At 53.8% G+C, this 25431-nt stretch carries 23 protein-coding genes; all 23 read right to left on the bottom strand.

The window, feature by feature from the left end; all coding sequences use genetic code 11:
• Window positions 1-11 precede the first annotated feature (11 nt).
• The 23 genes from nusA to ACZF99_RS11045 all read right to left on the bottom strand — a co-directional run bounded on the left by nusA (window position 12) and on the right by ACZF99_RS11045 (window position 25407).
• A complete protein-coding gene (gene nusA / locus ACZF99_RS11155; RefSeq protein ID WP_483611748.1) occupies window positions 12-1109 on the bottom strand; it encodes a transcription termination factor NusA in 1098 nt (365 codons plus the stop codon).
• 42 nt (window positions 1110-1151) lie between these two features.
• Window positions 1152-1613: a ribosome maturation factor RimP gene (gene rimP, locus ACZF99_RS11150; protein ID WP_483611746.1), complete on the bottom strand. Its 462-nt coding sequence runs from the start codon at window positions 1611-1613 to the stop codon at window positions 1152-1154.
• Window positions 1614-1989: 376 nt separating this feature from the next.
• The gene (locus ACZF99_RS11145; protein WP_483611742.1) at window positions 1990-6306 is read right to left on the bottom strand and encodes a PolC-type DNA polymerase III; all 4317 of its coding nucleotides are present in this window, start codon (window positions 6304-6306) and stop codon (window positions 1990-1992) included.
• Window positions 6307-6496: 190 nt separating this feature from the next.
• Window positions 6497-7948, bottom strand: coding sequence for a proline--tRNA ligase (proS, locus tag ACZF99_RS11140; protein WP_483611740.1), 1452 nt, complete (start codon window positions 7946-7948; stop codon window positions 6497-6499).
• Between the two features lie 72 nt (window positions 7949-8020).
• A complete protein-coding gene (gene rseP, locus ACZF99_RS11135) occupies window positions 8021-9295 on the bottom strand; it encodes an RIP metalloprotease RseP (RefSeq protein WP_483611738.1) in 1275 nt (424 codons plus the stop codon).
• Window positions 9296-9576: 281 nt separating this feature from the next.
• Window positions 9577-10716, bottom strand: coding sequence for a 1-deoxy-D-xylulose-5-phosphate reductoisomerase (locus ACZF99_RS11130; RefSeq protein WP_483611736.1), 1140 nt, complete (start codon window positions 10714-10716; stop codon window positions 9577-9579).
• 252 nt (window positions 10717-10968) lie between these two features.
• Window positions 10969-11766 carry a phosphatidate cytidylyltransferase gene (locus ACZF99_RS11125; RefSeq protein WP_483611734.1) on the bottom strand — a complete coding sequence of 266 codons (798 nt, stop codon included), beginning with the start codon at window positions 11764-11766 and terminating at the stop codon, window positions 10969-10971.
• 19 nt (window positions 11767-11785) lie between these two features.
• A complete protein-coding gene (locus ACZF99_RS11120) occupies window positions 11786-12553 on the bottom strand; it encodes an isoprenyl transferase (protein WP_483611732.1) in 768 nt (255 codons plus the stop codon).
• 72 nt (window positions 12554-12625) lie between these two features.
• Window positions 12626-13180: a ribosome recycling factor gene (frr, locus tag ACZF99_RS11115; RefSeq protein WP_483611730.1), complete on the bottom strand. Its 555-nt coding sequence runs from the start codon at window positions 13178-13180 to the stop codon at window positions 12626-12628.
• Complete coding sequence (gene pyrH / locus ACZF99_RS11110) at window positions 13180-13908, bottom strand: UMP kinase (protein ID WP_483611728.1); 729 nt, start codon at window positions 13906-13908, stop codon at window positions 13180-13182. Before pyrH ends, frr begins: the two co-directional genes overlap by 1 nt.
• A gap of 93 nt (window positions 13909-14001) precedes the next feature.
• Window positions 14002-14652 carry a translation elongation factor Ts gene (gene tsf, locus ACZF99_RS11105; protein ID WP_483611726.1) on the bottom strand — a complete coding sequence of 217 codons (651 nt, stop codon included), beginning with the start codon at window positions 14650-14652 and terminating at the stop codon, window positions 14002-14004.
• Between the two features lie 203 nt (window positions 14653-14855).
• Window positions 14856-15554 carry a 30S ribosomal protein S2 gene (gene rpsB / locus ACZF99_RS11100; RefSeq protein WP_483611724.1) on the bottom strand — a complete coding sequence of 233 codons (699 nt, stop codon included), beginning with the start codon at window positions 15552-15554 and terminating at the stop codon, window positions 14856-14858.
• A 226-nt stretch (window positions 15555-15780) separates the two neighbouring features.
• The gene (locus ACZF99_RS11095; RefSeq protein ID WP_483611722.1) at window positions 15781-16401 is read right to left on the bottom strand and encodes a hypothetical protein; all 621 of its coding nucleotides are present in this window, start codon (window positions 16399-16401) and stop codon (window positions 15781-15783) included.
• Window positions 16398-17015 (bottom strand): hypothetical protein, encoded by a 618-nt coding sequence (locus ACZF99_RS11090; protein WP_483611720.1) that lies wholly within the window; start codon window positions 17013-17015, stop codon window positions 16398-16400. The genes ACZF99_RS11095 and ACZF99_RS11090 overlap by 4 nt, the downstream gene beginning before the upstream one ends.
• A 36-nt stretch (window positions 17016-17051) precedes the next feature.
• Window positions 17052-17372 (bottom strand): hypothetical protein, encoded by a 321-nt coding sequence (locus tag ACZF99_RS11085; RefSeq protein WP_483611718.1) that lies wholly within the window; start codon window positions 17370-17372, stop codon window positions 17052-17054.
• A gap of 62 nt (window positions 17373-17434) precedes the next feature.
• Window positions 17435-18844: a DUF342 domain-containing protein gene (locus ACZF99_RS11080; protein WP_483611716.1), complete on the bottom strand. Its 1410-nt coding sequence runs from the start codon at window positions 18842-18844 to the stop codon at window positions 17435-17437.
• Window positions 18845-18888: 44 nt separating this feature from the next.
• Complete coding sequence (locus tag ACZF99_RS11075; protein WP_483611714.1) at window positions 18889-19677, bottom strand: FliA/WhiG family RNA polymerase sigma factor; 789 nt, start codon at window positions 19675-19677, stop codon at window positions 18889-18891.
• Window positions 19678-19692: 15 nt separating this feature from the next.
• Complete coding sequence (locus ACZF99_RS11070) at window positions 19693-20115, bottom strand: hypothetical protein (protein WP_483611712.1); 423 nt, start codon at window positions 20113-20115, stop codon at window positions 19693-19695.
• 2 nt (window positions 20116-20117) lie between these two features.
• The gene (locus tag ACZF99_RS11065; RefSeq protein ID WP_483611710.1) at window positions 20118-20615 is read right to left on the bottom strand and encodes a chemotaxis protein CheD; all 498 of its coding nucleotides are present in this window, start codon (window positions 20613-20615) and stop codon (window positions 20118-20120) included.
• Window positions 20605-21201 (bottom strand): chemotaxis protein CheC, encoded by a 597-nt coding sequence (locus ACZF99_RS11060; RefSeq protein WP_483612659.1) that lies wholly within the window; start codon window positions 21199-21201, stop codon window positions 20605-20607. Before ACZF99_RS11060 ends, ACZF99_RS11065 begins: the two co-directional genes overlap by 11 nt.
• 36 nt (window positions 21202-21237) lie before the next feature.
• On the bottom strand, window positions 21238-21699 hold the full coding sequence (locus ACZF99_RS11055) for a chemotaxis protein CheW (protein WP_059045320.1): 462 nt from the start codon (window positions 21697-21699) through the stop codon (window positions 21238-21240).
• A 32-nt stretch (window positions 21700-21731) separates the two neighbouring features.
• The gene (locus ACZF99_RS11050) at window positions 21732-23804 is read right to left on the bottom strand and encodes a chemotaxis protein CheW (RefSeq protein ID WP_483611707.1); all 2073 of its coding nucleotides are present in this window, start codon (window positions 23802-23804) and stop codon (window positions 21732-21734) included.
• Window positions 23805-23943: 139 nt separating this feature from the next.
• The gene (locus tag ACZF99_RS11045; RefSeq protein WP_483611705.1) at window positions 23944-25407 is read right to left on the bottom strand and encodes a protein-glutamate methylesterase/protein-glutamine glutaminase; all 1464 of its coding nucleotides are present in this window, start codon (window positions 25405-25407) and stop codon (window positions 23944-23946) included.
• Window positions 25408-25431: the final 24 nt, after the last annotated feature.

The following is a 25431-nucleotide window of genomic DNA, read 5'->3' as shown; positions in this document are numbered from 1 at the left end:
CTTGCCCCCCGTTAGTCCACGGAGATGGAATCCTGAGGCATTTCGCTTTGATCGATTTTTTCTCTGCCGAATTCCTCTTCCGCTTGGGTTTCGCTCTTAATGTCGATTTTCCAACCGGTCAATTTGGCTGCGAGGCGAGCATTCTGTCCTTTGATCCCAATTGCCAGCGACAGTTGGTAATCCGGCACGATCACGCGAGCCATCTTCTCCGCCTCAAACACCTGCACTTCCAGCACCTTGGACGGGCTCAGCGCGTTCGCAACATACTCCTCGACGTTCTCCGAATAACGAACGATGTCGATCTTTTCCCCGCGCAACTCATTCACAATGGTTTGCACGCGAGTACCTTTCGGCCCCACGCATGAACCTACGGGATCAACTTCGCTGTTGCGTGAGTACACGGCGATTTTAGAGCGGAAGCCGGCTTCGCGGGCCACGGATCGTATCTCCACCACACCGTCGAAAATTTCCGGAACCTCCAGCTCGAATAACCGCTTCAGCAGGCCCGGATGCGTGCGGGAAAGCAAAATTTGCGGTCCTTTCGTCGTATTCTCGACTTTGGTGATGTACGCTTTGATCCGGTCGCCGTGCTTGAACTTCTCGTTCGGCATGAGTTCGTTCAGCGGCAAATGCGCTTCGATCTTGCCGAGATCGACGTAAATGTTGCGCAAATCCTGACGCTGCACGATCCCGGTTACGATGTCCTCTTCCTTCTCCACGAACGCATTATAGATAAGACCGCGTTCCGCTTCGCGAATGCGCTGCGTGACGACCTGTTTCGCGGTTTGCGCCGCAATCCGGCCGAAGTCCCGAGGCGTTACCTCGATTTCGGTGATGTCGTCAAGATGATAGTTGGGATTGATCTCGCGCGCTGCAGGCAGCGATATTTCCGTGCGCGGATCAAGGACCTCCTCAACCACAAGCTTGCGGGCATACACTTTAATTGCGCCGGTATGGCGGTTCATATCCACACGCACGTTTTGCGCCGTATTAAAGTTGCGCTTGTAACTGGAAATCAGCGCCGCTTCGATCGCTTCAAACAAGATATCCTTGCTGATCCCTTTTTCCCTTTCCAACTCATTCAAGGCTTCGATAAAATCCATGCTCATTTGCCTCGAGTTCCCCCTTTCATGATTTCCCCGTAGGTCACACTAGAAAATTATGGCCAATCTGGCGCTGGCGACTTTGCTATATGGAATGGCGTGACGCTTCTTTCCGACTTCGACGACCATTTCGCCGCCATCGAAGGAAAGGAGCCGGCCTTCAAATTCTTTCAGGCCGTCTACCGGTTCGTATGTAGTGACAAACACGTCTTTGCCGATCGCCTTGGATACATCCTCGGCTTTCTTCAGGGGGCGTTCCGCTCCCGGCGAAGACACTTCCAGAAAATAAGCCGACGGAATCGGATCGTTCTCGTCGAGCTTCTCGCTAAGGTATTCGCTGATCCGGCCGCAGTCATCGATGTCGATGCCGCCGTCCTTGTCGACGAATACGCGGAGGAACCAGTTGCTTCCCTCCTTGACGTACTCCACGTCAACCAGTTCAAAGCCGTTCTCCTCCAAATAAGGCGTGACCATTTGTTCTACGGTCGCTTTGATCTTTGGTGTGCTCAAGCGTACATTACCTCCAATAATTGAATCCTGTATACCAAAGATTAAAGAGTGGGTTTCCCCACTCTTTAAACAACGGTTCTATCTTCATGATTGCCAAAAAAATTATAACATAGTACATACCGAGTGACAAGTAAAACACCTTTACTGTATAAGGTCGTTTAAAAAGACGTCTTTCGATCACGATGCGGATGCCGGAAGTTTACTCTACGTCGAATTTTGAACTCAGCCGGGCCTTCCGTTGCTCACGTACCCAAAACGTACGCTCCGCTACTCAGTCCCTAGCTTCATTCAACCTTCTCGGTGCTCCAAACCCGTCTTTGTAACCCTTTATTGAAATCAGGTCGTTTAAAAAGACGTCTTTCGATCACGATGCGAATTAAAATAATGAGAGCTGGTTGCTTTCCGGCAGGCCGCGGAAACAGCCCATGGAGTTCAGAAGTTCGACGATCGTTTTGCTCGCTTTGGATTTCTGCTGGAAATCCTCCACCGAAAGGTACTCGCCTTGCTCTTTCGCAGCGGCGATATTCTTGGCCGCGTTCTCCCCGATGCCGGCTAGCGCGGAGAAAGGCGGGATCAACGAATCACCGTCAACGATAAATTTGGTGGCATCGGAGCGGTACAGGTCGATCGGCTTGAAGTGGAAGCCGCGAGCCGTCATTTCAAGCGCCATCTCCAGGATCGGCAGCATCGCCTTTTCTTTAGGCAACGCCTGAAACCCCTTCTGCTCGATTTCCTCGATCTTGCGGTAAATCGCTTCGTACCCCTGGCAGCACAGCTCGATATCGAAATCCTCGCCGCGGACCGAGAAGTACGTCGCATAATATTCGATCGGATAATACAGTTTGAAATAGGCGGTCCGCACCGCGGAGATAACGTAAGCGGCGGCGTGTGCCTTCGGGAACATGTACTGAATCTTGAGGCAAGAGTCGATGTACCATTGCGGTACTTTGCATTTCTTCATTTCCTCGATCCATTCCGGCGTCAACCCTTTGCCCTTACGCACGCTTTCCGTAATTTTAAAGGCCAAGCCGGCATCCATACCCGCTTTATAAATCAGGAATAGCATAATATCGTCGCGGCAGCCGATCACGGTTTTGATGTTGCAGGTTCCGTTTTTGATCAGCTCCTGCGCGTTCCCCAGCCAAACGCCGGTTCCGTGCGACAGCCCGGAAATTTGCAGCAAGTCCGCAAACGAGGACGGCTGGGATTCGACCAGCATTTGGCGGACGAATTTGGTCCCCATTTCCGGAATGCCATAGGTGGCGACCGGCGTACGGATTTGCTCCGGCATGACCCCCAGCGATTCCGTCGAGTTGAACATGCTCATAACCTTCGGATCGTTCATCGGGATCGTTGTCGGATCAACCCCGGTCAAATCCTGCAGCATCCGCATCATCGTCGGATCATCGTGTCCGAGAATATCGAGCTTCAACAGGTTGGCGTCAAAGGCATGGTAATCGAAATGGGTCGTTTTCCATTCCGACTCCGTATCGTCGGCCGGGTACTGCACCGGAGTGATATCCTCGACTTCGATATAATCCGGCACAACGACGATCCCGCCGGGATGCTGCCCGGTACTTCGCTTGACGCCGGTACATCCCGCCGCCAGGCGATTGAGCTCAGCCCCGCGCCAGTGCTTATTATGCTCCTCCTCGTATTTCTTGGCGAATCCGAACGCCGTTTTCTCGGCAACCGTACCGATCGTCCCGGCGCGGAAGACGTTTTTCTCCCCGAACAGTACTTTGGTGTAGTTATGGGCTACCGGCTGATATTCGCCGGAGAAGTTCAGATCGATATCCGGCACCTTGTCGCCTTTGAAGCCCAGGAACGTCTCAAACGGGATGTCCTGGCCTTCGCCCTTCAGCTTGCCGCCGCATTTCGGGCAGTTTTTGTCGGGGAGGTCGAAGCCGCTGGGCACGCTGCCGTCCAGGAACCATTCGCTGTGTTTGCATTCGGGATTTTGGCAAATATAGTGGGCCGGCAGCGGGTTAACCTCGGAAATGCCAAGGAACAGCGCAACCACCGACGAGCCGACCGAACCCCGAGAGCCGACGAGATAACCGTCCTGGTTCGACTTCTTAACCAGCCGCTCGGAGATCAGGTAGTTGGCCGAGAACCCGTATTTGATGATCGGCTCCAGTTCCTTCTCCAACCGCTTGACGATGACTTCCGGCAGCTCTTCGCCGTAAATCGATTTGGCCGTGTCGTAACACGTTCGGCGAATCTCTTCGTCCGCCCCCTCGATGATCGGAGTAAACAGCTTGTCCGGGAACAGCTCCAGTTCCTCGAACCGATCTGCGAGCGACGACGTGTTGGTCACCACGACTTCATGCGCCTTGTCCTTCCCCAGGAAAGCAAACTCCTCCAACATCTCTTCCGTCGTCCGGAAATGTGCGTCCGGCTTGCGGATATCTTTCAACGGGCTGAACCCGGTGATGCCGTGAATCGTAATGTCGCGGAACAGCTTGTCTTTCGGGTCCAGGTAATGCACGTTCCCGGTAGCGATAACCGGCTTGTCCAGCTTCGTGCCGATCTCGACAATTTTGCGGAGGGCCGTTTCCAGTTCTTCCGTACTGCCGACCAGCCCTTTTTCTACCAGATGCATGTACATCGTGAGCGGCTGTATTTCCAACACATCATAAAATTCCGCGACCGCTTCCGCTTCCTCGACCGACTTATTCAACACGGTTTCGAAAAATTCGCCCTTCTCGCAGCCGGACAGGATCAGCAGTCCCTCGCGCATTTCCACCAGCTTGGATTTGGGGATGCTGGGCACCCGCTTGAAGTAATCGGTATGTGACATCGAGATGAGCTTAAACAGGTTTTTCTTGCCGACCTGATTCAGCGCATAAATCCCGCAGTGGAACGGACGGGCATTGGACAAGTCCTTCCCGACCTTATCGTTCAGACGATCCAGCGTTTTATATCCTTCGATCTTGGCGGCGTCGTCCAGCAGGCCGTTTAGAATTTCGCCGAGCGCCAGCGTATCGTCGATCGCCCGGTGGTGATTCTCCAGCGAAACCTTGTACTTGGCGGCCAGCGTATTCAGCCGGTGATTCTTCATGGAAGGAAACAGCATCCGGGCCAGCTCCAGCGTATCAAGCACCGGATTTTCCATGACGGGAAGTCCCAACTCCTTCAGCTTGGCGTTGACGAAATCATAGTCGAACCGGGCGTTATGGGCGACCAGAATCGCATCCCCCGCGAACTCGACGAACTTTTTGAGCACTGGCTCCGCGTCGGGCGCGTCCTTCACCATATCGTCATTGATATTCGTCAGCTGTTGAATATGATAGGGAATCCGTTCATGCGGATTGACGAAGGTCGCATAACGATCGATCTCCTTGCCTTCCTGCATTTTCACCGCGGCAATTTCAATGATTTTGTTCTGGGTAACCGACAAGCCGGTGGTCTCGATGTCAAAAACGATATAAGTTGCCGACTTCAAGTCGTCGCCCCGCGGGTTGAGTACAACCGCCACGTTGTCGTTCACGACGTTGGCTTCAACGCCATAAATCATTTTGATGCCGTTTTTCTTTGCCGCCTTCGCCGCGTCCGGAAAGCTTTGCACGCCGCCGTGATCCGTTACAGCAATCGCTTTATGCCCCCACTTGGCGGCCATCTTCACGTAATCGCCGATCGGCGTTACGGCATCCATCGTGCTCATGGTCGTATGCAGATGGAACTCGACGCGCTTCTCCGGCGCATTGTCCTTTCGCCCCGGCGGCGCGGATACTTCGCACAGATCCGAAGGAATCATGACCAATTCGGGGACCGGCATAAAGCGATCCATTTCCACTTTGCCGCGCGCTTTGATCCATTTGCCGTTGGCGAGCTGCCCCATGACCTTCAGATCTTCTTTATTTTTGGCGAACAATTTCAACTGCAAGGAATCGGAAAAATCGGTCAGGAAAAACATAAACAATGTGTTGCCGTTCCGCAGCTCTTTGCGATCCAGGCCGAAAATCGTTCCTTGAATCGTAATTTTCTTCTCTTCGTCTTGAATTTGCTGGATCGGGACCGGCGGTTCCTTGATATCATATCCGAGTTGCAGCTTGATGACTTCCCCTTCGATTTCTTCCGGAGGAGCTTCGGCCGTCATGCTCTCCATCATCTGTTGGATAACCTCGCGCTCCTCCTCAACGATCCGCTGCTGGAACTCTTCAAACGCTTCGGCATTAGGTTCGCCGGTTTGCAGCTTGACCCTTAACGACAGCGCAAAATACGTTTCGTAATAAACCGATATCGCTTTGTCGATTTGTTTTTTGCGCGCCAATTCCAGTGCCATGGCGTCTCCCAACGTCACGGTCACCACATCGCCGTCCACGTCAAACCCGGCTCTCGCCATCCAGCCGTTCACCGACGGAATCTGCCGTTTCACCCATTCGAGAAACAGCGGCCAATATTCACTAACGACTTCTTTGGCGGACAGGCCGGCACCGTAATGAAATTCGAAGGAAATGATGGCGATATGCTCCATCCGTTCCCTCACCCGAAGGCAAAACGTGCGGTAAGCCTGGGCCGGCACCAGCGTGTCCTTCTGAATGGTGATTCTCCATTCCCGATTGCTGCGGCTGACCTCTACCTTTTCGATATGCCCGTCAAGAAAATACGGATCGATCAGCGAAGCGGGCACCTCTGCCTGCTTCATCAACAGCTCCAGCCGATGTCTCTTGTCTTGCGTCTCGGTCATGTCCTCTCCCCTCACCTTGCTAGCTGACTTATTGCCATGAAACGAAAAAAAGGCTCCCGGCGGTTTGCCGGCGGCGTAAAAAAGCCTGCAGGCGCTGACTGCCGAAAGCCCTCTTGTGGTTGTGCCGTTCGCCCGCGTCCCAAGTTTGTTTCCCGGAGCTCCAGCGGGACAATAACGCGAAAGTTACTCCTTAATAGGCTCTGGCAAAAACAACGGTATGCTTCGCTTTATCACCGCAAACAAGACACGTGTCCTTAACCGTTTGCGGATGGAACGGAATATTGCGGCTGGTGGCCCCCGTTTCCTCTTTCACCTGACGTTCGCAAGCTTCCGAGCCGCACCAGCCGGCCAAAGTAAAGCCGCGTTTCTCTTCGATGCTCGCCTTCATTTCATCCAAGCTGTCAACACTGTAGAAATGCTCCTCGCGGAACGCCTTGGCCCGCTCGAACAATTCCTGATGAACTTGCTCCAGCATCGCCTGGACTTCTTCGACCAAGCGGTCTTGCTGAATCACCTTCTTCTCGCCGCTGATGCGGGAGACGAGCACGCAAACGCCGTTCTCCATATCCCGGGGCCCGATTTCCAAACGAACCGGAACTCCGCGCATTTCATATTCGTTAAACTTCCAGCCTGGGCGGAACTCGGAGCGATCGTCAATGCCGACGCGAATGCCCGCTTTTTTCAGCTCGGCGAACAACTCGTCCGCTCTGCCCACAACCGCTTCCCATGTTTTCGGCGGCCCGATCGGAATGATCATGACTTGCTTCGGCGCTACCTTCGGCGGCAGTGCCAATCCGCGGTCATCCCCGTGCACCATGATCAGCGAGCCGATCAGCCGGGTGCTAACGCCCCAAGAAGTCGTGTGGACATACTCCCGTACGTTTTCACGGTTCAAATACTGAATATCGAATGCCGTGGCAAAATTGGTGCCCAGATAATGGGAGGTCCCGGCCTGCACGGCACGGCCGTCCTTCATCATCGCTTCGATCGAATAGGTGTCCACCGCGCCGGCAAACTTCTCGGACGGCGTCTTTTGCCCGACGATCACCGGAATCGCCAGATAGTTCTCGACAAAATCGCGGTAAATTTCCAGCATGCGCATCGTTTCTTCGCGGGCTTCCTGCTCGTTTTCATGCGCGGTATGGCCTTCCTGCCACAGAAATTCGCTCGTGCGGAGGAACGGCAACGTCCGCTTCTCCCAGCGCACAACGTTCGCCCATTGGTTGATCAGCACCGGCAGATCACGGTAGGACTGGATCCATTTTTCGTACATGTGACCGATCATCGTTTCGGACGTCGGACGGATGGCCAGACGTTCCTCCAGCTTCTCGCCGGCGGCTTCCGTTACCCACGGCAGCTCCGGGTTAAAGCCCTCCACATGTTCTTTTTCCTTCTGGAAGAAGCTCTCCGGAATAAAGAGCGGGAAATAGGCGTTACGGTGGCCTGTTTCCTTAAAACGGCGGTCCAGTTCGGTTTGGATATGCTCCCAGATCTCGTAGCCGTCCGGCTTAAATACGATACAGCCGCGGACCGGCGAGTAATCCATGAGATCCGCTTTTTTGATGACGTCGATGTACCAGCGGGAAAAGTCCACTCCCTGCGGGGTAATCTCCGTGACGAATTGTTTCTCCTCGTTTGCCATAAGAACCTTTGTCCTCCCGTTAAAACCACAAGTTTAATGTCCACTTGCGCCGATCAGGGCCGTCCATACGGATCAGCCGTGAATCAAGCGCAAGATGTCGTTATAAGTGACCGCAATCATAAGCAGGAACAGCATCGCAAATCCGATGAAATGTACCATGCCTTCGCGATTCGGATCGATCGGTTTGCCGCGCAGGGCCTCGACCCCCAGGAAAATAAGGCGGCTTCCGTCCAGCGCCGGAATCGGCAGCAGATTGAAGATGCCCAAATAGAGGCTCAAAATCGCCGCCCAATAGGTCAACTGCACGATCCCTTGCTTCGCGATTTGGCCGGTAACCTCAAACGTACGGACCGGACCTCCCAAATCGTCCATGTTAAAGCGGTTGATCAACTGCTGGAAGCCGAGGAAAATCATTTTGGTTTTGTCAACCATTTCTTCCCCAGCCACTGTGAAGGTCTCTCCGAATGACGCGCTGCGCGTCGGGAATATCGTGACGATGGTGCTCCCGATTTTGCCGTCCTCATTGTCGGCCCCTTTCGGCGTAATCGTCACGCTGAGCGTTTCCTCGCCGCGTTTGACCGTCCATACCATCGGCTTGTTTTTCGAAGCCTGGATCATTTCGATCATTTTATTCGCATCGGTTCCCACCGGAGTTCCGTTGATCGTTTCGATGATATCGCCCGGTTGCAGCCCGACTTCCTCGGCCGGCATTCCTTTCATCACCTCGCCGATTTGCAGGTGGCTGGGTTGTTCGAGCGGAATCCCCGCCATTTGAGTATGCAGGGCAAACAGCACGAATGCCAACAAAAAGTTCATCAGTGGTCCGGCGAAAATCGATAGGGCGCGTTGCCCTACGGTCTTGCTCCCATACTGCCGGTCTCTCGGCGCAATTTGCGTCTCTTTGCCTTTCGTCACCATCATCGCCTGCGGGTGCACTTTGTAGGTCAGCGTTTCGCCGTCCACGTCCAAACGTACCGCAAGATCATCTTCGAGATCGATATGCTGTACTTCGCCGCGGATCACGTTTTTGCGGCTGTCCAGCCGATCCAGATAAATCTTCCGAACCAGGTCGTTCTCCAGCCGCAAGGCGATAGTTTGTCCGTCCGAGATCTGAATCAGCTCCGGATCTTCACCCGCCATGCGCGCGTAACCGCCGAAAGGTAGCAAACGCAAGGTGAACTGGGTCTCGTCCCGTTTAAAAGACAGCAGCTTGGGGCCGAACCCGATAGCAAACTCCCGTACCAAAATGCCGGCACGCTTCGCAAAGAAGTAATGTCCCCATTCATGCACCGTCACGATGACGAAAAACATGAGTACTGTCAAAAATATGATTTTCAGCAATTCCAAGCGTAAGCATCCCCCTTCTGGCCACGGATCGTCCAACGTTACTTTAGATTAATATATTCTCCGATCAGGCACAAGAGAATACCGCCACCCCCAGCTTTTGATCACGAAGCGTTGCAATGATGTGAATTCGGCTTCGAATCTTGAACTCAGCCTGGCCTTCCGCTGCTCAGTCCCTGCTTCATCCAACCTTCTCGGTGCTGAAAAGCTGCCCCTTTTGATCACGAAGCGCTGCAATAAAGTGAAGTCGGCTTCGAATCTTGAACTCAGCCTGATCCTTCGGCTTATAGCGTCTCCGCTAGCGCTCTTGCCCAGCGGTCCGCCTCGCGGATCGTCTCCAGATCCGGGTGGGACTGCACATCATGTTTGGCTAAAGCCGTCTCAATGATGGTCTCGATCTGCAGGAAAGGGATTTCGCCTTTCAAAAAACGAGCGACGGCCGCTTCATTGGCGGCATTGTAAACGCTGGTTGCCGTACCTCCTATTTTACCACACTCGAAGGCCAGTCTTAAACAAGGGAACCGTTCGAAGTCCATCTCGCGAAAATGCAGCTTCCCGACTTCACTGAGCGACAATCGTTTCGCAGCCGATGGCCAGCGATGCGGGTAGCTTAGCGCATATTGGATCGGCACGCGCATATCCGGCGTTCCGAGTTGGGCGATCACGCTGCCGTCACGATATTCAACGAAGGAATGGATAATGCTTTCCGGGTGGAGCAGAACCCCGATTTGCTCAAAAGGAAGCCCAAACAGCCAATGGGCTTCGATGACTTCCAACCCTTTGTTGACCATCGTGGCCGAATCGATCGTGATTTTGGCTCCCATAGCCCAGTTGGGATGCTTTAAAGCGTCCTCCACCGTGACGTCTCGAAGCTGCTCTCGCGTTAGATCGCGGAACGAACCTCCGGAAGCCGTCAATGTGATTTGACTTACCTCTTGAGAATGCTCACCGTTCAGGCATTGAAAAATGGCAGAGTGCTCGCTATCGACGGGGAGCAGCGCCACGCCTTTGCGGCGAGCCAGTTCCATAACCAGGTGACCGGCCGTCACCAGCGTTTCCTTGTTCGCCAACGCGATATGCTTGCCTTCCTCGATGGCCGCTAGCGTCGCAGGCAGCCCCGCGCTGCCGACAATAGCCGTCACAACCGTATCGGCTTCGGTCCCCGCCGCCACTTCGATCAATCCCTGATCGCCATAGTAAAGCTCAACGCCATCCGGAAGCTGCGGACGGATGCGGTCGGCCAAATCTTTCGTAGCCACAGACGCCTTCTTGGGCCGAAACTCTTGTACTTGCCGGGCAAACAACTCAATATTGCTGCCGGCCGCCAATCCTTCCAAGCAAAATTCCCCGGGATAAGCCCGAATTACATCCAACGTTTGTGTGCCGATGGAACCGGTCGAGCCGATCAAAGCGATTTTCTTCATGTTGCACCTCGTGTTCACAGAGATTCAAAGAGAACCAAAACCTTCTAATGGACTGTAGCGCCGTTATTTATCAATTTCTCGACCATTTCCCGCCATAACGGACTCCAGCGGCGTTATTTAGAGCATAAACCAGCCATCTAGATGGTTCTAGCCCAAATAAGGTCTCTGAGGCCCGTTAGCTTCAGAACCCTTTCTTTTTTGCACCAATAAGGTCACTGGAGTCCGTTAGCCCAGCGTACGGGGACTTCCTTGCTAAGGAAGAAGGGTTAGGATATGTATGAACGGGAACACCACGATCCAACTATCGCACCGATCCAAAATCCCGCCATGGCCGGGTAGCAATTTGCCTGAATCCTTGATGCCGTAGGCGCGCTTGTACGCCGATTGGATCAGATCGCCAAATTGACCGACCACCGCGGCGGATATCCCCAATAGCACGGCTCGTCCGATCGTCAATAATCCGCCGGATGCGAACGCGAAGATCACAGCTACGATGACGGCAAGCAAGACTCCGCCCAGCGCCCCTTCCACGGTTTTGTTCGGGCTGATGGCGGGCCACAACTTATGCTTACCGAAACGCCGGCCGGTGAAATAGGCTCCCGCATCGCTGCTCCATATCGCCGCCAGCATCAGAAACGTCCAGAACAGACCATGCCCGTCTGCCGTATTGCGAGTTTCCGCGATCGCCGCGAAGCCGATGCCAACGTAAACCATGCCCAAATAAAGCAAGGCGACCTGGCCAATCGGCATTTCGTTTTTGGTGATCACGGTCACGGCCAACAAGAGCAGCATGAATAACCAAAGCACCGCAGAGTCGCCGAGCGGTCTGGCGATATCCAGCAGATGCCACGGGAACACCAGATAAACTACGCCCAGATAACCCAGGATGGCGGGCCCTTGGAACGCCGGGATACGGGTCATGCGCACAAATTCGTAATATCCGATCAGAGCCATAAGCAATATAAGTACATGATAGAGGGTTCCGCCAAGCCAGCACATTCCGAGGAAAAAGCCGCCGGCAATGATGCCCGTAATCAACCGCTGTTTCACCAGTCTACACCTTCCATCGCTAGGTTAATCCGCCGTATCGCCGCGTGCGGCGCTGATATTCCGCCACCGCTTCAATTAAATGCTCCTTGCCGAAATCCGGCCACAAAATATCCGTGAACCATAACTCGCTATATGCCGTTTGCCAGAGCATAAAATTACTCAACCGCAGTTCTCCGCTCGTACGGATCAGCAAATCGGGTTCAGGCAACCCGGCGGACAACAGCCGGGCTTCGATCGTCTCAGACGTTATGTCTTTCACCGACAACTCACCGGACTGAACGGCCCTGGCGATATCCTTGACGCTTTCCGTAATCTCGCGGCGGCTCCCGTAGTTCAAAGCGAAATTCAAGATCAAGCCGGTATTGTGTTTCGTCCGCTCAATCGCTTCCTCCATTGCGGCGATCGTATGCTTGGGCAGTTCATCCGTATGTCCCATCATACGCACCTGGACGTTCTTCTCGACTAATTCATCCAGTTCGATCGCCAGAAATTCCTGCGGAAGCGACATCAGATAATCCACTTCATCCTTCGGCCGTTTCCAGTTTTCCGTCGAAAAAGCATACAGCGTCAAGATGGAAATACCAAGTTCGTCCGCCGCAATCGTAGCCCGTTTCACGGCCTTCATCCCCGATCGATGGCCAACGATTCGCGGCAAACCCAGCCTGCGCGCCCATCTTCCGTTACCGTCCATGATAATGGCGACATGTTTCGGGATATTGTCCGGGGACAGGCTGACGGATGCCCCAGGATTCTTCTTTTTCCGCCAGGGTTGAAATAACTTGATCATTGCTTTTCCTCCAGCCGATGATGAAAAAGAGACAAAACCCCACCGTAATAGGAGGGGCCGCTTTTTTGTCTCTTAGACTTCCATGATCTCTTTTTCTTTCGCAGCGAGGACCTTATCCACTTCCGCGATAAACTTATCCGTCGTTTTCTGAATGTCTTCCTGATGCCGGCGCGATTCGTCCTCGGAAATATCGGTTTTCTCCAGCTTCTTGATGTCATCGTTGGCGTCCCGGCGGATGTTACGAATCGCAACCTTCGCCTCTTCGCCGAATTTCTTCGTCATTTTCACTAACTCGACACGGCGTTCCTCGGTCAGAGCCGGAATGGACAAGCGAATGGTCGTACCGTCGTTCGCGGGGGTTAATCCGAGATCCGACTTCTGGATTGCCCGCTCGATCTCGGATAGCGACGATTTGTCCCAAGGCTGGATCATCAACGTCCGAGAATCCGGCGTGTTGATATTGGCCAACTGATTGATCGGGGTCGGAGAACCGTAATAATCAACCTGGATGCGATCAAGCAGCGAAGGTGTAGCCCTTCCGGCGCGCAATGTCGAAAGCTCTCTTTTCAGGGCCTGAATCGCTTTGTCCATGCGTTCTTCAGCATGTTTCTTAATCGTTTGCGGCATTAATCTACACTCCCTTTGACGATCGTCCCGATTTTTTCACCGAGAACGACGCGCTTAATGTTCCCTTGTTCCGTAATGGCAAAAACGATCAACGGGATGTCATTGTCCATACACAGCGAGGACGCCGTGGAGTCCATGACCCCCAGGTTTTTGTTCAGCACTTCCAAATACGTGAGAGATTCATACTTCACCGCGTTCGGATCAACAAACGGATCCGCGGAGTATACGCCGTCCACCTTATTCTTCGCCATCAGGATGACTTCCGCCTCGATTTCCGCAGCACGCAGCGCTGCCGTCGTGTCCGTGGAAAAGAACGGATTGCCCGTGCCCGCCGCAAAAATCACGACCCGACCCTTCTCCAAATGGCGGATCGCCCGGCGCCGGATGTACGGTTCGGCGATTTGCTGCATCGCAATCGAGGTTTGCACCCGGGTAGGCACGTCGATTTGCTCAAGTGCGTCCTGCAGAGCCAGGGAATTCATCACCGTGGCGAGCATCCCCATGTAGTCTGCGGTGGCGCGGTCAATGCCCTTTGCGCTGCCGGCAATTCCGCGCCAAATGTTGCCGCCGCCGCAAACGATGGCCACCTGCACGCCCAGCTCCACCACTTCCCTCACCTGCTCGGCGATGGATGCAATCGTCTCGGCGTCGATGCCGTAACCGTTTTGGCCGGCTAACGATTCCCCGCTGACCTTCAAGACAACACGTTTAAACACTGGCTGTTCCAAATGTATACCTCCACATTGAACTCATTCGCGGGTTAAAAAAGAAGGAACACGGCGTGTTCCAACATTCCTTCACATGGTTGTGAGGCGGTTTGCTTATTTGTTGACTTGGGACATGACTTCTTCCACGAAGTTGTCCACCTTCTTCTCCAAGCCTTCGCCAAGCTCGTACCGAACGAAGCGGCGAATGGAGATGTTCTCGCCGATGGTGCTGATTTTTTCATTCAGCAACTGAGCGATCGTTTTGTCCGGATCCTTAACGAAAGCTTGTTCCATCAAGCAGAACTCTTCGTAGTACTTGCCGATGCGGCCTTCGACCATTTTCTCAACGATCTTCTCCGGTTTGCCTTCATTCAAGGCCTGGGCTTTCAGGATTTCCTTCTCTTTTTCGAGTTCCTCTTGCGGAACTTCTTCCCGACGTACGTAACGTGGGCTCATCGCCGCAATATGCATCGCAACGTCGCGAGCAAATTCTTTGAACTGTTCGTTTTTGGCTACGAAGTCCGTTTCGCTGTTGATCTCAACCAGAACGCCGATGCGGCCTCCGGCATGGATATAAGATTCAACAACCCCTTCCGTAGCGATCCGGCCCGCTTTATTCGCAGCGGCAGCCAAACCTTTTTCACGCAGGAGCTCAATCGCTTTCGTCATATCGCCGTTTGCTTCTTCCAGCGCCTTTTTGCAATCCAACATCCCCGCGCCGGTTTTTTCACGTAGTTCTTTGACCGATTTTGCATCTACAGCCATGTTAAATTCCCTCCATATCGATGTATAGGGGTGTTCCCCTTCAAGTCTTAAAGGCATAAATTTGTCGGCATATGTAATAACATCGTAACGGGCAACCGATTTTATACCGTCATCTTCACTTTAAAAAAAGGGTAGTGAGAGGTTTGACACCTACCAACCACCCTTTTCATTTAATTTATCGATTTAGCGTATGGCCAAGGCCATTAAGCCGTCGTTTGCTCGCCTTGATGAGCTTCGATCACGGCATCCGCCATTTTGCCGGTCAACAGTTTCACGGCGCGAATCGCATCGTCGTTACCCGGAATGACGTAGTCGATTTCGTCCGGATCGCAGTTCGTGTCGACGATCCCTACAATCGGGATACCCAATTTGCGGGCTTCGGCAACCGCGATGCGTTCCTTGCGAGGATCGATGACGAACAAAGCGCTAGGCAAGCCCTTCATGTTCTTGATTCCGCCCAGGAATTTCTCGAGACGCTCTTTCTCTTTGCGAAGAATGATAACTTCTTTCTTCGGCAATACGGTGAATGTGCCGTCCTCTTCCCAAGTTTCCAATTGTTTCAAACGGTCGATCCGTTTTTGGATCGTTTGGAAGTTGGTCAGCGTACCGCCCAGCCAACGTTGGTTAATGTAGAATTGACCCGCGCGTTCCGCTTCTTCTTTCACGGAGTCTTGAGCTTGTTTCTTCGTGCCTACGAACAGAATGGTTCCATTCTCTTCCGCAATGCTCTTAACGAAGTTATAAGCTTCTTCCACTTTCTTGACCGTCTTCTGCAGGTCAATGATGTAAATACCGTTTCTTTCGGTGAAGATATAACGATCCATTTTCGGATTCCAGCGACGAGTCTGATGACCGAAGTGAACGCCTGCTTCAAGCAGTTGTTTCATGGAAATTACTGCCATCTTCACGCACCTCCTAAGTTTGGTTTTTTTTGATGCTTCCTCCGCAGGTTTCATTTTCCGCCAAAACTCCCTTTATCGAATAAGCGAGCACCCTTGACGAAATCATCCTGCGTGCGTTATAACACCGTCAATTACTATACCATAAGTAAAAAGCGGATGCAACCGAAGTTTGACGTAAATTGACGGCACAAAGAAAAGGCATCCCTGGTGTCTTTTCCTGTATTCCTTAATCGGTCCCGGAAGCCTTCGGAGAGATTTTAGAGATGATCGAATCGACATCCTCGCCAACTTCAAAGGTATACGTTCCCGCACGAACTTTGTAGTTGATCTTCTTGGATACGGCCTTCTTCACAAACGCGCTCTTGTCCGCGATGACCCCCGCCTGCTCCAAGCCTTGAGCAACGCCTTCCAATGTCGTGCCGCCGACGATCCGGTATTCCACTGTCGCTGGCTGAGGCGAATTCGGGTCTACAGGTCCGCTCGTTTCCGTTTCGCCGTCCTTTGCTTCGGGCAACGTTTGCCCTTTATCCGTTTTCGGATTGTCCGGTGTTTCGGGAGCCTTGGGCGCATCGGGCCGTTCGGGAACGACCGGCGCAGTCGGGTTATCCCCCGCCACGTCCGCCGAACCCGAGGCTTCGCCGGACCGCTCCAACCACTCTTCCTCCGTCAAAAGCTCTTGATCCGCCTCCACGACCTTTAACCCCGCTAACACGGCGGCGCGCTCGATCTGCTCTCTAGTGTAGAGCTCTTTGCCGCCCCCTTGCCCGATCAGCATCAATTGGAGAAGCAAAGCTCCGGCGATGAGTCCGCAGCCCAATCCCAACATAAACTGACGGTTCTTCATCATCGGGACTCCTCCTTCTTGGCCAGTTGCAAGATCAGCTGTACCTCGCCGCGTTGAAGGCCCGTTGTTTTGGCGATCATGTCGATCGATTTCCCTTTGTCGTACAACTCGAACAGTTCGGGATATCGGTCCCGAACCTGCTCTTGCGGCGGCTCCGGTTCCTCCGGCAATGGCGGTTGGCTTACCGTTAGACTCTCGGGCTTCGCGGCAACCGCCGGTTCTCCGGCCTGAGGTTGCGGAAGTTGGGGCGCCTCTCCCTGCGCAAAAGCGGCAGCGAGGGCCGACTTCTCCGTCATGGTGCTTTCCATGAGACGAAGTCGCGATTCACTTTGTTTGGCGGAAGCTTCTGCGTCGGCCAGCCGTCGGCGGAACTCGTCGATTTGCTCCTGCTGAGCCAACTGCTTGGAGACGAACTCCTGCTTCATCTGCGCGACCATGTCGATCAGTTCTTGGTTTTCTTTTTCGATTTCCGCCATGTACTGCTCCAAAGTGGCCTCCAGCTCTCTGGCCATTTCCGCTTTGGGCGCCGCAGTGTGGCGTCCCGGAAGCAGCAGGGCATAAACAAGCGCTGCCGCCCCAAGCAACACGACGTAAAACCAAGGCTCTCCAAATGACAATGTAATCCTCACCTTTTTGCGTTGATGTGACCTCTTTTATAACGACAGGTCGATGTGTCGGCCCTTGTAGGGGTGTTCCGCTTTATGCTCCTGTCCTTGCTCGTCCGGTTTGTCCCCGGAGCGGCCATGTTCCTGCTCCTGCGCGAAAGAACCATTTCCTTCCCGCCTTACGGTCGTATTATGGGCGCTCTCATCGACGCCGGCACTGCGCCGGCGCTCTATCTCGCTGTCCTTTAAGGATTGAACCGATAATAGACTTTGATCGAGAAGAGGTCGATGCTGCTGATCATGCTGAACACGTCCCGCTTCGCTGGTCCGAGGGACCGCGATTTGCATTTCCACGGATTTCATATTCATGGGATCACCTCATTCAAACAAAGGAATGGATAACTCGAATACCGTTCCTATGAGTGCCTTATCTAGATGTAAGCCGACATGGAAATATCCCCTTCGCTAAAGTAAAAGGACATTCGCGAAATGGGCTCCTTAATATACTTGGTGTATCTCCCAATGACGATTTTGGATCCGCCGTAAATCATCTTGAGGACGTCGACCCGGGCTTTGCCGGTATCCTCGAGCGCCTTTTCAATCGACAGCATGCGTTCCTTCATCTGGTTCAGTTCCTGCATGTTGGATTTCTTGGTCATATTGAGCTTCGAGCGCATCTCCACCTTATCGGGGGTCAACTTTCCCATTGCAGCGAGCTGATCCAGCAAAGTAAGCGCCTTCTCCGTTTTGTCCAAGTTCGCCAGTTGATCTTTGACTTGCTGTCGCAGTTCCTGCAGTTCGTTCCTTAGCTCAGGTAAGGCCCCGACTTCAATTGAAGTCGCTGTCGACATAGGGTTTCCGATCACTCGTGCGATCACCTTCTCGCCCGCCTGGATGTTGCCCCCAACGATCAGCCCTTTGGCGCCGCTGCAAATCACATCCCGTCCGGCGCGAATATTGGAGTGCATAATGCTTTGCGACACGATTACGTCTTCGCCTGCCTGAACGTTGCCGTCCTGAATGAACGAGCTTTTGACATTCTGCCCCGCTCGGATCAACCCTTTGTTGTATCCGATGATGCCTCCGGAGATTTCGATAGACCCTTCCGCAAGCAATTCAGCCCCTTCAACCCCGCCAACGACGCGAATGTCCCCGGCAGCGCTGATGCGAAACCCCGTCAGCACATTTCCGCGGACAACGACCGTTCCTACGAAATCGATATTCCCGATACTGTAATCTACGTCCCCATTAATCTCGTATACTGGGAACACATTCAGCTTGCCCTTATCCGTTCGAGTGACCAGGCCGTCAATAGCTGCATACATCGCAGTCTGTTCAGGGTTCAACACCACGTTCTTCCCAACTTTAAAACGCGCCTCTTTCCCCTCCCTGCATGGGATCGATTCGCCTGTCACCGCCTTACCGGGGTGGCCCGGAACGGAAGGCACGAGCTCCGCGATCAGTTGACCTTTGCGGATATTGTTTAACCGCGTGACCTCCTTCAAATCCACCTTGCCGTCTTCCGATTCAATCGGCCGATGCTGATTGTCATCGTCAAGGGAAATCGCGTAACGGATGAATCCGTTCTCCCCGTGAATCGGTTCCTGGCCCATGGCAATCGGCGTTTTGCTGAAAAAGTACTCCTTAGGATTCACCGCGAAACGCTTTACGATATCCTCCTGAATTCCGTATTTCAGGCCCTCGCTTCTCAGGAATTGAAGCAGCGCATCCGCCGTACAGGCAAAATCATCTTCCTTCTTCAGAAACTGCAGGTAGGCCACCGTCTTATCGTCGTTCAGCGTTACGCTCAGGATTTGCTTTAAATCATCCAGAAGCTCCACGAAGCCGTCCTCCCTCCATCATATACTCGCTTAAAAATAACCCGTCAGTCTTCACGCATCAACAGATCACGCTGCTTCTCCAAGCTGCCGCGAAGGCGTAATATCGCCTTGGAATGCAATTGCGAAATACGCGAGGGCGACAAAGACATCACTTCGGCGATTTCGCTCAAGGATAAATCCTCGTAATACAACAGGGAAACGACCGTGCGTTCTTTCTCGGTCAATTTCTCGATCCCTTTGGCCAGGGAATCGCGCAAATAAAACTCCCTGACTTTATAATCCGGGTTTTTTGCTTTTTCGTCAACGAGTAAAGTAAGACGAGTCTCCGATTCTTCTTCCCGTATCGGATCTTCCAGAGAACAAAGCGTCATGACGGCGACTTCCTGGAGCATGCTTTGAAATTCCTTCTCGCTGATATTTAAATAGGAGCTCATCTCGGAATCAGTGACAGAGCGGAGATATTGCTGCTCCAAATGCTGGTATCCCTCTTCGATTTTCTTGGCTTTCTCTCTCACGGATCGGGGAACCCAGTCCCCTTGCCGCAGGCCATCCAAAATGGCGCCCCGAACCCGCCACGATGCATAGGTTTCAAATTGAAGTCCCCGTTTGTAATCAAACTTTTCAACCGCATCGATCAATCCCATGACACCGTTGCTGGCGAGATCGTCTTTGGACACGTTTTTGGGCAAGCCGACGGCAAGACGTCCTGAAACGTAGTCGACAATAGGCAGATGCTTCTCGATAAGTTGTTTCTTGGCTTCCAAATCGCCGTGCTCTTTCCAACTCTCCCAAAGGTCGGCGTGATTCAGAGTGGATGTCTTCCGTTCGTTCAATTGCCTTCACCCTCCTTATTGTTCTGTCAGGTGACGAACGACCTTAACCAGCTCTTCAGGATCTTTGTCGTCAGGTGTCTTAACTAATTTGGGCGGATTTAGTGGCGCAAATTGCTTCTCCGTATCCGAAGCGTCCGGACCAGGTTTCAACAAATCGCCCAGCAGATCGCTCTCATCCGGCGTCGTCAAATCGAGAGCACCGCCCTTGCCTTCTTCAACTGCCGGGCTTGTTTCCTCGACAGATGCGTAATCTCCCGGCATTTCCTTCAAAAATCCAAGCATCCAGCTTGCTGCGAACGCAAGCAGGAACCAGACGGCAAAAGAAATGAGACCTCGGATAAAGCTGGTCATGAACAGATTGTTCCCCGCCGAAACGGCTAACGTAATCAGAAAACCGATAAAGCCCGACAACAAGTAATATCTCAATTTTCCTGGCATGGCTACAATTCCTTTATCCCCATTTGTACACTTCGCACATATAAAATCCCCGTCACGCTGTCCAATTCGATCGTTCGGCCGTAATTGCCGCCCGTATCTTCCGCGAGCAAAGGGATGCCCAGTTCGGACAGCTGTTGCTTGCAAGATTCTGCATTTCGCGGACCGATTCGCATCGAGTCGCCGCCGCTCGCAAAAGTAAACATTTGCGCACCGCCGGCCATTTTGGCGACCAGGCGGCCGGGCGCCGCCCCGAGCCCCAGCATCTTCCGGTAGAGTGCCGGAATGGCGGTATCCGCATACTTAGCGATATTCAGCGCCCCCTCGCGGGCGATATCCGAGGAAGGCAGCATCACGTGTGCAAGACCGGCAACTTGGAGTTGCGGGTCAAACAAAGTCAGCCCTACACAGGAGCCTAGGCCGGTTGTTCGTATCAGTCCCTGCTGAGTAATGACATTCAACTCGGCCATGCCTACCTTGACGACATATTGCTCATCGATCATGATCTATCGTTACCCCAAGCGCTTCAAAAATTTTGGCGAACGAATCCGGATCAGGTATGAGGAAGAATTGACCTTCCACCTCATGATGGCCTTCAATGAATGTCGTATCAATCAGCAGGGCGGAATCCCCCATCTCACCAAATTGCAGGAGTCCGTAACTTAAGATCGCTCCCGCCATGTCAAGGGCCAGAGCGGGAACGGTAGGCGACATCGACAGGGAAGTAAAATCGGCCAACGAGGACAAGTACGATCCGGCCAATATATTTCCGATTTCCGACAGCGCCGACCACTCCATCTCCGAGAAGGTTTCTTCGTTGTCCACAGTAATGCCGGCCAAGCGATGCAGAAGCTTCTTCGCCGCTTCCGGACTCAGGATGAAGAACAGATTGCCTGGCGCATCGCCTTCCACACGGAAGAACACGGCCAACACCAGGTTTTCCGCCCCGCCAACGCGATCCGCAATCGCCTCGAACGGAAGCATTTGGACTTTGGGAACGGCCATATCGATCGGCTTGTCGAGCAGCTTGGATAGCGCGGTGGCGGCGTTCCCCGCTCCGATATTGCCCACTTCCTTTAAAATGTCCATTTTGAAGTCTTCAAGCCCATTGAACAGGTCCACGGTTTAGCCCTCTAAGCTTTCCAATTGGATGATTTCCTTCCGGCTCAACACTTCCGACAGGTTCAGCATGACGAGCAGGCGTTCCTCGGAGATGCGGGCTACCCCGTGAAGATATTTGGCTTTAATGCCTCCAACCACATCCGGCGGCGAATCGATCAGATCGGAATTCAGATCGATAACGTCGTTGGCCGAGTCCACGATGAATCCGACCTCCATCTCGTTGGCCGACACGATAATGATCCGGGTTTGATCGGTGTACTCGGCTTCAGGCAACCCGAAGCGGCCGCGCAAATCGATGACCGGAATAACCACGCCCCGCAAATTGATAACCCCTTTGACGAATGCATACGTTTTGGGAACGCGGGTGATCGGCATCATGCGCTCAATCGTTTGAACCTTGTCTACGTCGATACCGTATTCCTCATGCCCCAATTTGAATACGATGACTTTCAATTCCTCTCCCATGTGGAAACCCTCCTTAGAGTGTAAAAATGGCCTTATTTAATGAAAGCATTCGGATCGATGATGAGAGCAACTTGGCCATCGCCCAAGATCGTTGCTCCGGCGACCCCTTGCACCGACGGCAAATACTTGCCCAGATTTTTGATGACGATTTCGCTTTGGCCGATGAAATCTTCGATCGTTAACGCGGCCAACCGTTCCCCTTTGCGGATGACGACAATCTCCGTCTCCTCTTCTTCGTCCTCGGAGAATCCCGGAACGTCAAACAGCTTGGCGAGCGACAGCAGCGGAATATGCGTATCCCGGTAAGACACCATCGTATAGCCGTGCACTTCCCGAATCTGATCGCGTTTGATCAAGCCGGTTTCGACGATCGAGGATAAAGGGATCGCATATTTCTCCGCCCCAACCTTGATCAGCATGGCCGATATGATCGACAAGGTCAGCGGGAGTTGAACCGAAAACTTTGTCCCGGAGCCCAGTTTCGATTCGACCGACACGACGCCGCTCAAGGACTCGATTTTGGATCTGACGACATCAAGTCCAACGCCGCGTCCGGAAATGTCGGAGATGACCTCTGCAGTGCTGAAGCCCGGGGCGAACAGCAGCATATACACCTGTTCGTCCGTCATGGAGGCGGCTTCGCTTTCATTTACGACACCGTTTTTGAGCGCTTTCTGCAGCACCTTATTGCGATCGATGCCGTGTCCGTCATCTTCAATTTCGATAAATACGTGATTGCCGCTATGAAAAGCGCGAAGCTGAACGGTCCCGGTTTCCGGTTTGCCAGCAGCAATCCGTTCGGCCGTGGATTCGACTCCGTGGTCCACCGCATTCCGAAGCAAATGCACCAAGGGATCGCCGATTTCGTCGATCACTGTGCGGTCCAGCTCCGTTTCCGCACCGACGATGTTCAGATCGATTTTCTTGTCGAGCGATTTCGCCAAATCCCGAATCATCCGCGGGAAGCGGTTGAATACGGTATCGACCGGCACCATCCGCAGCTTCAACACGATGTTCTGCAAATCGCTGCCAACGCGGCTCATATGCTCGACCGTTTCGGTCAGGTCGCTGCGCTTGACTTCTTCGGCCAGTTGCTCCAAACGGGCACGGTCGATCAACAACTCGCTGAGCAGATTCATCAGCACGTCCAAACGGTCGATATCAACCCGGATCGTCCGGGAAGGAGCGGCGGCTCCCCCTGCGGGACGGGCGTTAATTTTGGCCTCGGCAGCGTTGGCCGGTTTGGCCGGAGCCGTTTCGGCTTTGGCAGGTGCAGGCGCTGCAGCCTCAGCAGCCGCAGCCGCCTCGTTCGCTACCGAAGTGAGCTGTGACAGCGTCTCATGGTCCAACGCCGCAACTTGGGCCGTCTCGATTTCCGACAGATTCAGGATCATGTTTTGGATCTCGACAGCCTCTTTTTGGGTTATGTAATAAAGAGAGAAGCTGCGTTCGAATTTCTCTTGTTCGATTTCTTGAACGGATGGCGAAGATTTCACGATTTCCCCGTATCTTTCCAGGAGGTCGAAGACAAGGTAGGCGCGCGCCGCTTTCAATTGGCAATCCTCCCGGATCGCGACATCGATGTACAGCACTTTATGTCCTTCCGTAATGGATTGCTCCAATACGGAGAATTGATATTGATCCAATTGGATGGACGACGTGCCGGAAGCAGCGGTCCCGGTCGCCGCCGGGTTGCTTGCCGCCGAGCTCCCGCTTCCCGCGAAATCCCCGCGTACGATCGACTGCAGCGAAGCGACGATCTCGCTGACGTCCGCTTTGCCTTCGCCGCCTTGGGTAATGTCCTGCACCATCATTTGCAGGGCGTCCAGGCTCTTGAACAAGGTGTCGAAAATAAACTCCTGCATCTTCAGCTTTTCGTTTCGAACCAGGTCAAGCACGTTTTCCATTTGGTGCGTTAGCGAAGACAGATCCTCGAAGCCCATCGTTGCCGCCATGCCTTTCAGCGTATGGGCCGACCGGAAGATCACCTGAACGATGCTGATATCGTCAGGGTTGCTTTCCAGCTCCAGCATTTTTTCGTTTAATGATTGCAAATGATCGTTCGACTCATCGATAAACATGGATAAATACTGATTCATGTCCATGGTGAGGCACCTCCTCCAAGAGATTCCGTTATTTCACAACTGTAGAGGTTGTTCAAAATGTCCGGTCTTCCGGTCCCGTTAACCCAACTTTTTGAACCCTCCCTTTTTTCGGCGAACTAAAAAGGTCAGGACAAATTTACTAGTTGACTTTTTTAGCTACCTCTTGTACAAGCTTGGGGCCAATTTCGTATAGCGGTAATACATGACTGACGCATTTCAATTCAATTGCCGAGCGCGGCATTCCGAAAACGACGCACGTCTCTTCGCTTTCGGCAATGGTCGAAGTCACGCCAGCGTCGTACAGCCGCTTCATGACTTTCGCCCCGTCGCTACCCATCCCCGTCAGCAGCACGATATGGCGTTTCAGCGCTTGCAGCGGCAGCAGCGATTCATACAAGATGTCCACTGAAGGCCGATGTCCGTTGCAGGGCGCTGTTTTCGTCAAATGCACGCGATAGCCGCTTCCTGCAGGACCAGGCACAACGTTCAAATGGAAACCTCCCGGAGCAATGTATGCCGTACCACACTGCAATTCCTGGCCTTCCTCCGCCTCAACGACATTCAAGTCGCACAAGCTATTCAGGCGCTGAGCGAGCGACTTGGTGAAGTTTGGCGGCATATGCTGTACAATGACGATCGGTGCCGGAAAGTCGCCCGGGATTTTCTCCAAGACCGCTTTCAGCGCCTTGGGGCCTCCCGTTGAGGTACCGATCGCAACAAGATCGGTAAACCCCGCCGAAGGACGACCGCGCCCCGGTCGCCCTCTGGCGGCAGCGCCGCCCGCCGTTTCACGGGCGGCCGCCGCCTCCGCCGCCGGCTGCTGCGGCGGGACTTGCCGGGCCGGCGAGGCGGCCTTCGCCTCGCCGCCCGGTGTTGGCGCGGGCCGTACCGTCGGCCGCGCGCGCTCCGCCGGCGCCTTCGCCTGGCGCCAGCCCGGGGCCTCCCGGCCGCTGCCAGGCGCGGACGGGTTCGCTGCGGGCGGCCTCGTCGCCGGACGAGGGCCGTCCGTGAGCGGCGCGCGCGCAGCGGCCTCGCCGCCGGCAAGCGCCCGCCCGGCAGGCGGCGCCGGGGACACGGCTGCTGCGTCGCTTGAGCCGGAAGCGGCCGCGCCAGGTGTCGTCGGCGACGGCGGCTTCGGCTTACCGGAGCTCGTTTTCGGCGGCGCGCTCTTCTGCGCGGCCGTCCAGGCTTCGCGGCGCTCCTTCGCCTGCATCGCGGCCCGAATCTGCTCGCGCAGCTCGCGCCCCACCTGCTCGATATCGTGAGAACTGGTGGTTGCCGATGGCTTGCGGATGAAATCGAAGGCGCCAAGCTCCAGCGCCATGATCGTCTCCCGCATGCCTTGCTCGTTGATGCCGGACAGCATAATCACCGGCAGTGGGTGTTCTTTCATAATGACCTTGAGCGCATCCAGGCCGTTCATTTCCGGCATTTCCACGTCCATGGTCACCAAATCCGGCTGAATTCGAGCGATTTGCTCGATCGCTTCGCGTCCATTTTTGGCCGTCGCCTGAACCTCAAATGCCTCTTCCTGTTCGATGAGATCCGAGATGATTTTACGCATAAACGCCGAATCGTCTACCACCATCACTCGATAAGACATCCACGTTCCACTCCTGTTCCTTCA

The sequence above is a fragment of the Paenibacillus sp. JL3B1040 genome (assembly GCF_057063165.1).
Note: the sequence above shows the minus strand (reverse complement) of the source record. Positions and strands in the feature narration are given on the sequence as shown.

What these genes read in the sequence shown, in the direction of transcription:
- nusA (WP_483611748.1), bottom strand. Translation starts at nt 1,109, where the DNA reads ATGAGCATGGATTTTATCGAAGCCTTGAATGAGTTGGAAAGGGAAAAA.
- ACZF99_RS11145 (WP_483611742.1), bottom strand. Translation starts at nt 6,306, where the DNA reads ATGACCGAGACGCAAGACAAGAGACATCGGCTGGAGCTGTTGATGAAG.
- proS (WP_483611740.1), bottom strand. Translation starts at nt 7,948, where the DNA reads ATGGCAAACGAGGAGAAACAATTCGTCACGGAGATTACCCCGCAGGGA.
- ACZF99_RS11130 (WP_483611736.1), bottom strand. Translation starts at nt 10,716, where the DNA reads ATGAAGAAAATCGCTTTGATCGGCTCGACCGGTTCCATCGGCACACAA.
- ACZF99_RS11120 (WP_483611732.1), bottom strand. Translation starts at nt 12,553, where the DNA reads ATGATCAAGTTATTTCAACCCTGGCGGAAAAAGAAGAATCCTGGGGCA.
- frr (WP_483611730.1), bottom strand. Translation starts at nt 13,180, where the DNA reads ATGCCGCAAACGATTAAGAAACATGCTGAAGAACGCATGGACAAAGCG.
- tsf (WP_483611726.1), bottom strand. Translation starts at nt 14,652, where the DNA reads ATGGCTGTAGATGCAAAATCGGTCAAAGAACTACGTGAAAAAACCGGC.
- rpsB (WP_483611724.1), bottom strand. Translation starts at nt 15,554, where the DNA reads ATGGCAGTAATTTCCATGAAACAACTGCTTGAAGCAGGCGTTCACTTC.
- ACZF99_RS11095 (WP_483611722.1), bottom strand. Translation starts at nt 16,401, where the DNA reads ATGATGAAGAACCGTCAGTTTATGTTGGGATTGGGCTGCGGACTCATC.
- ACZF99_RS11085 (WP_483611718.1), bottom strand. Translation starts at nt 17,372, where the DNA reads ATGAATATGAAATCCGTGGAAATGCAAATCGCGGTCCCTCGGACCAGC.
- ACZF99_RS11070 (WP_483611712.1), bottom strand. Translation starts at nt 20,115, where the DNA reads ATGCCAGGAAAATTGAGATATTACTTGTTGTCGGGCTTTATCGGTTTT.
- ACZF99_RS11065 (WP_483611710.1), bottom strand. Translation starts at nt 20,615, where the DNA reads ATGATCGATGAGCAATATGTCGTCAAGGTAGGCATGGCCGAGTTGAAT.
- ACZF99_RS11060 (WP_483612659.1), bottom strand. Translation starts at nt 21,201, where the DNA reads ATGGACATTTTAAAGGAAGTGGGCAATATCGGAGCGGGGAACGCCGCC.
- ACZF99_RS11055 (WP_059045320.1), bottom strand. Translation starts at nt 21,699, where the DNA reads ATGGGAGAGGAATTGAAAGTCATCGTATTCAAATTGGGGCATGAGGAA.
- ACZF99_RS11050 (WP_483611707.1), bottom strand. Translation starts at nt 23,804, where the DNA reads ATGGACATGAATCAGTATTTATCCATGTTTATCGATGAGTCGAACGAT.
- ACZF99_RS11045 (WP_483611705.1), bottom strand. Translation starts at nt 25,407, where the DNA reads ATGTCTTATCGAGTGATGGTGGTAGACGATTCGGCGTTTATGCGTAAA.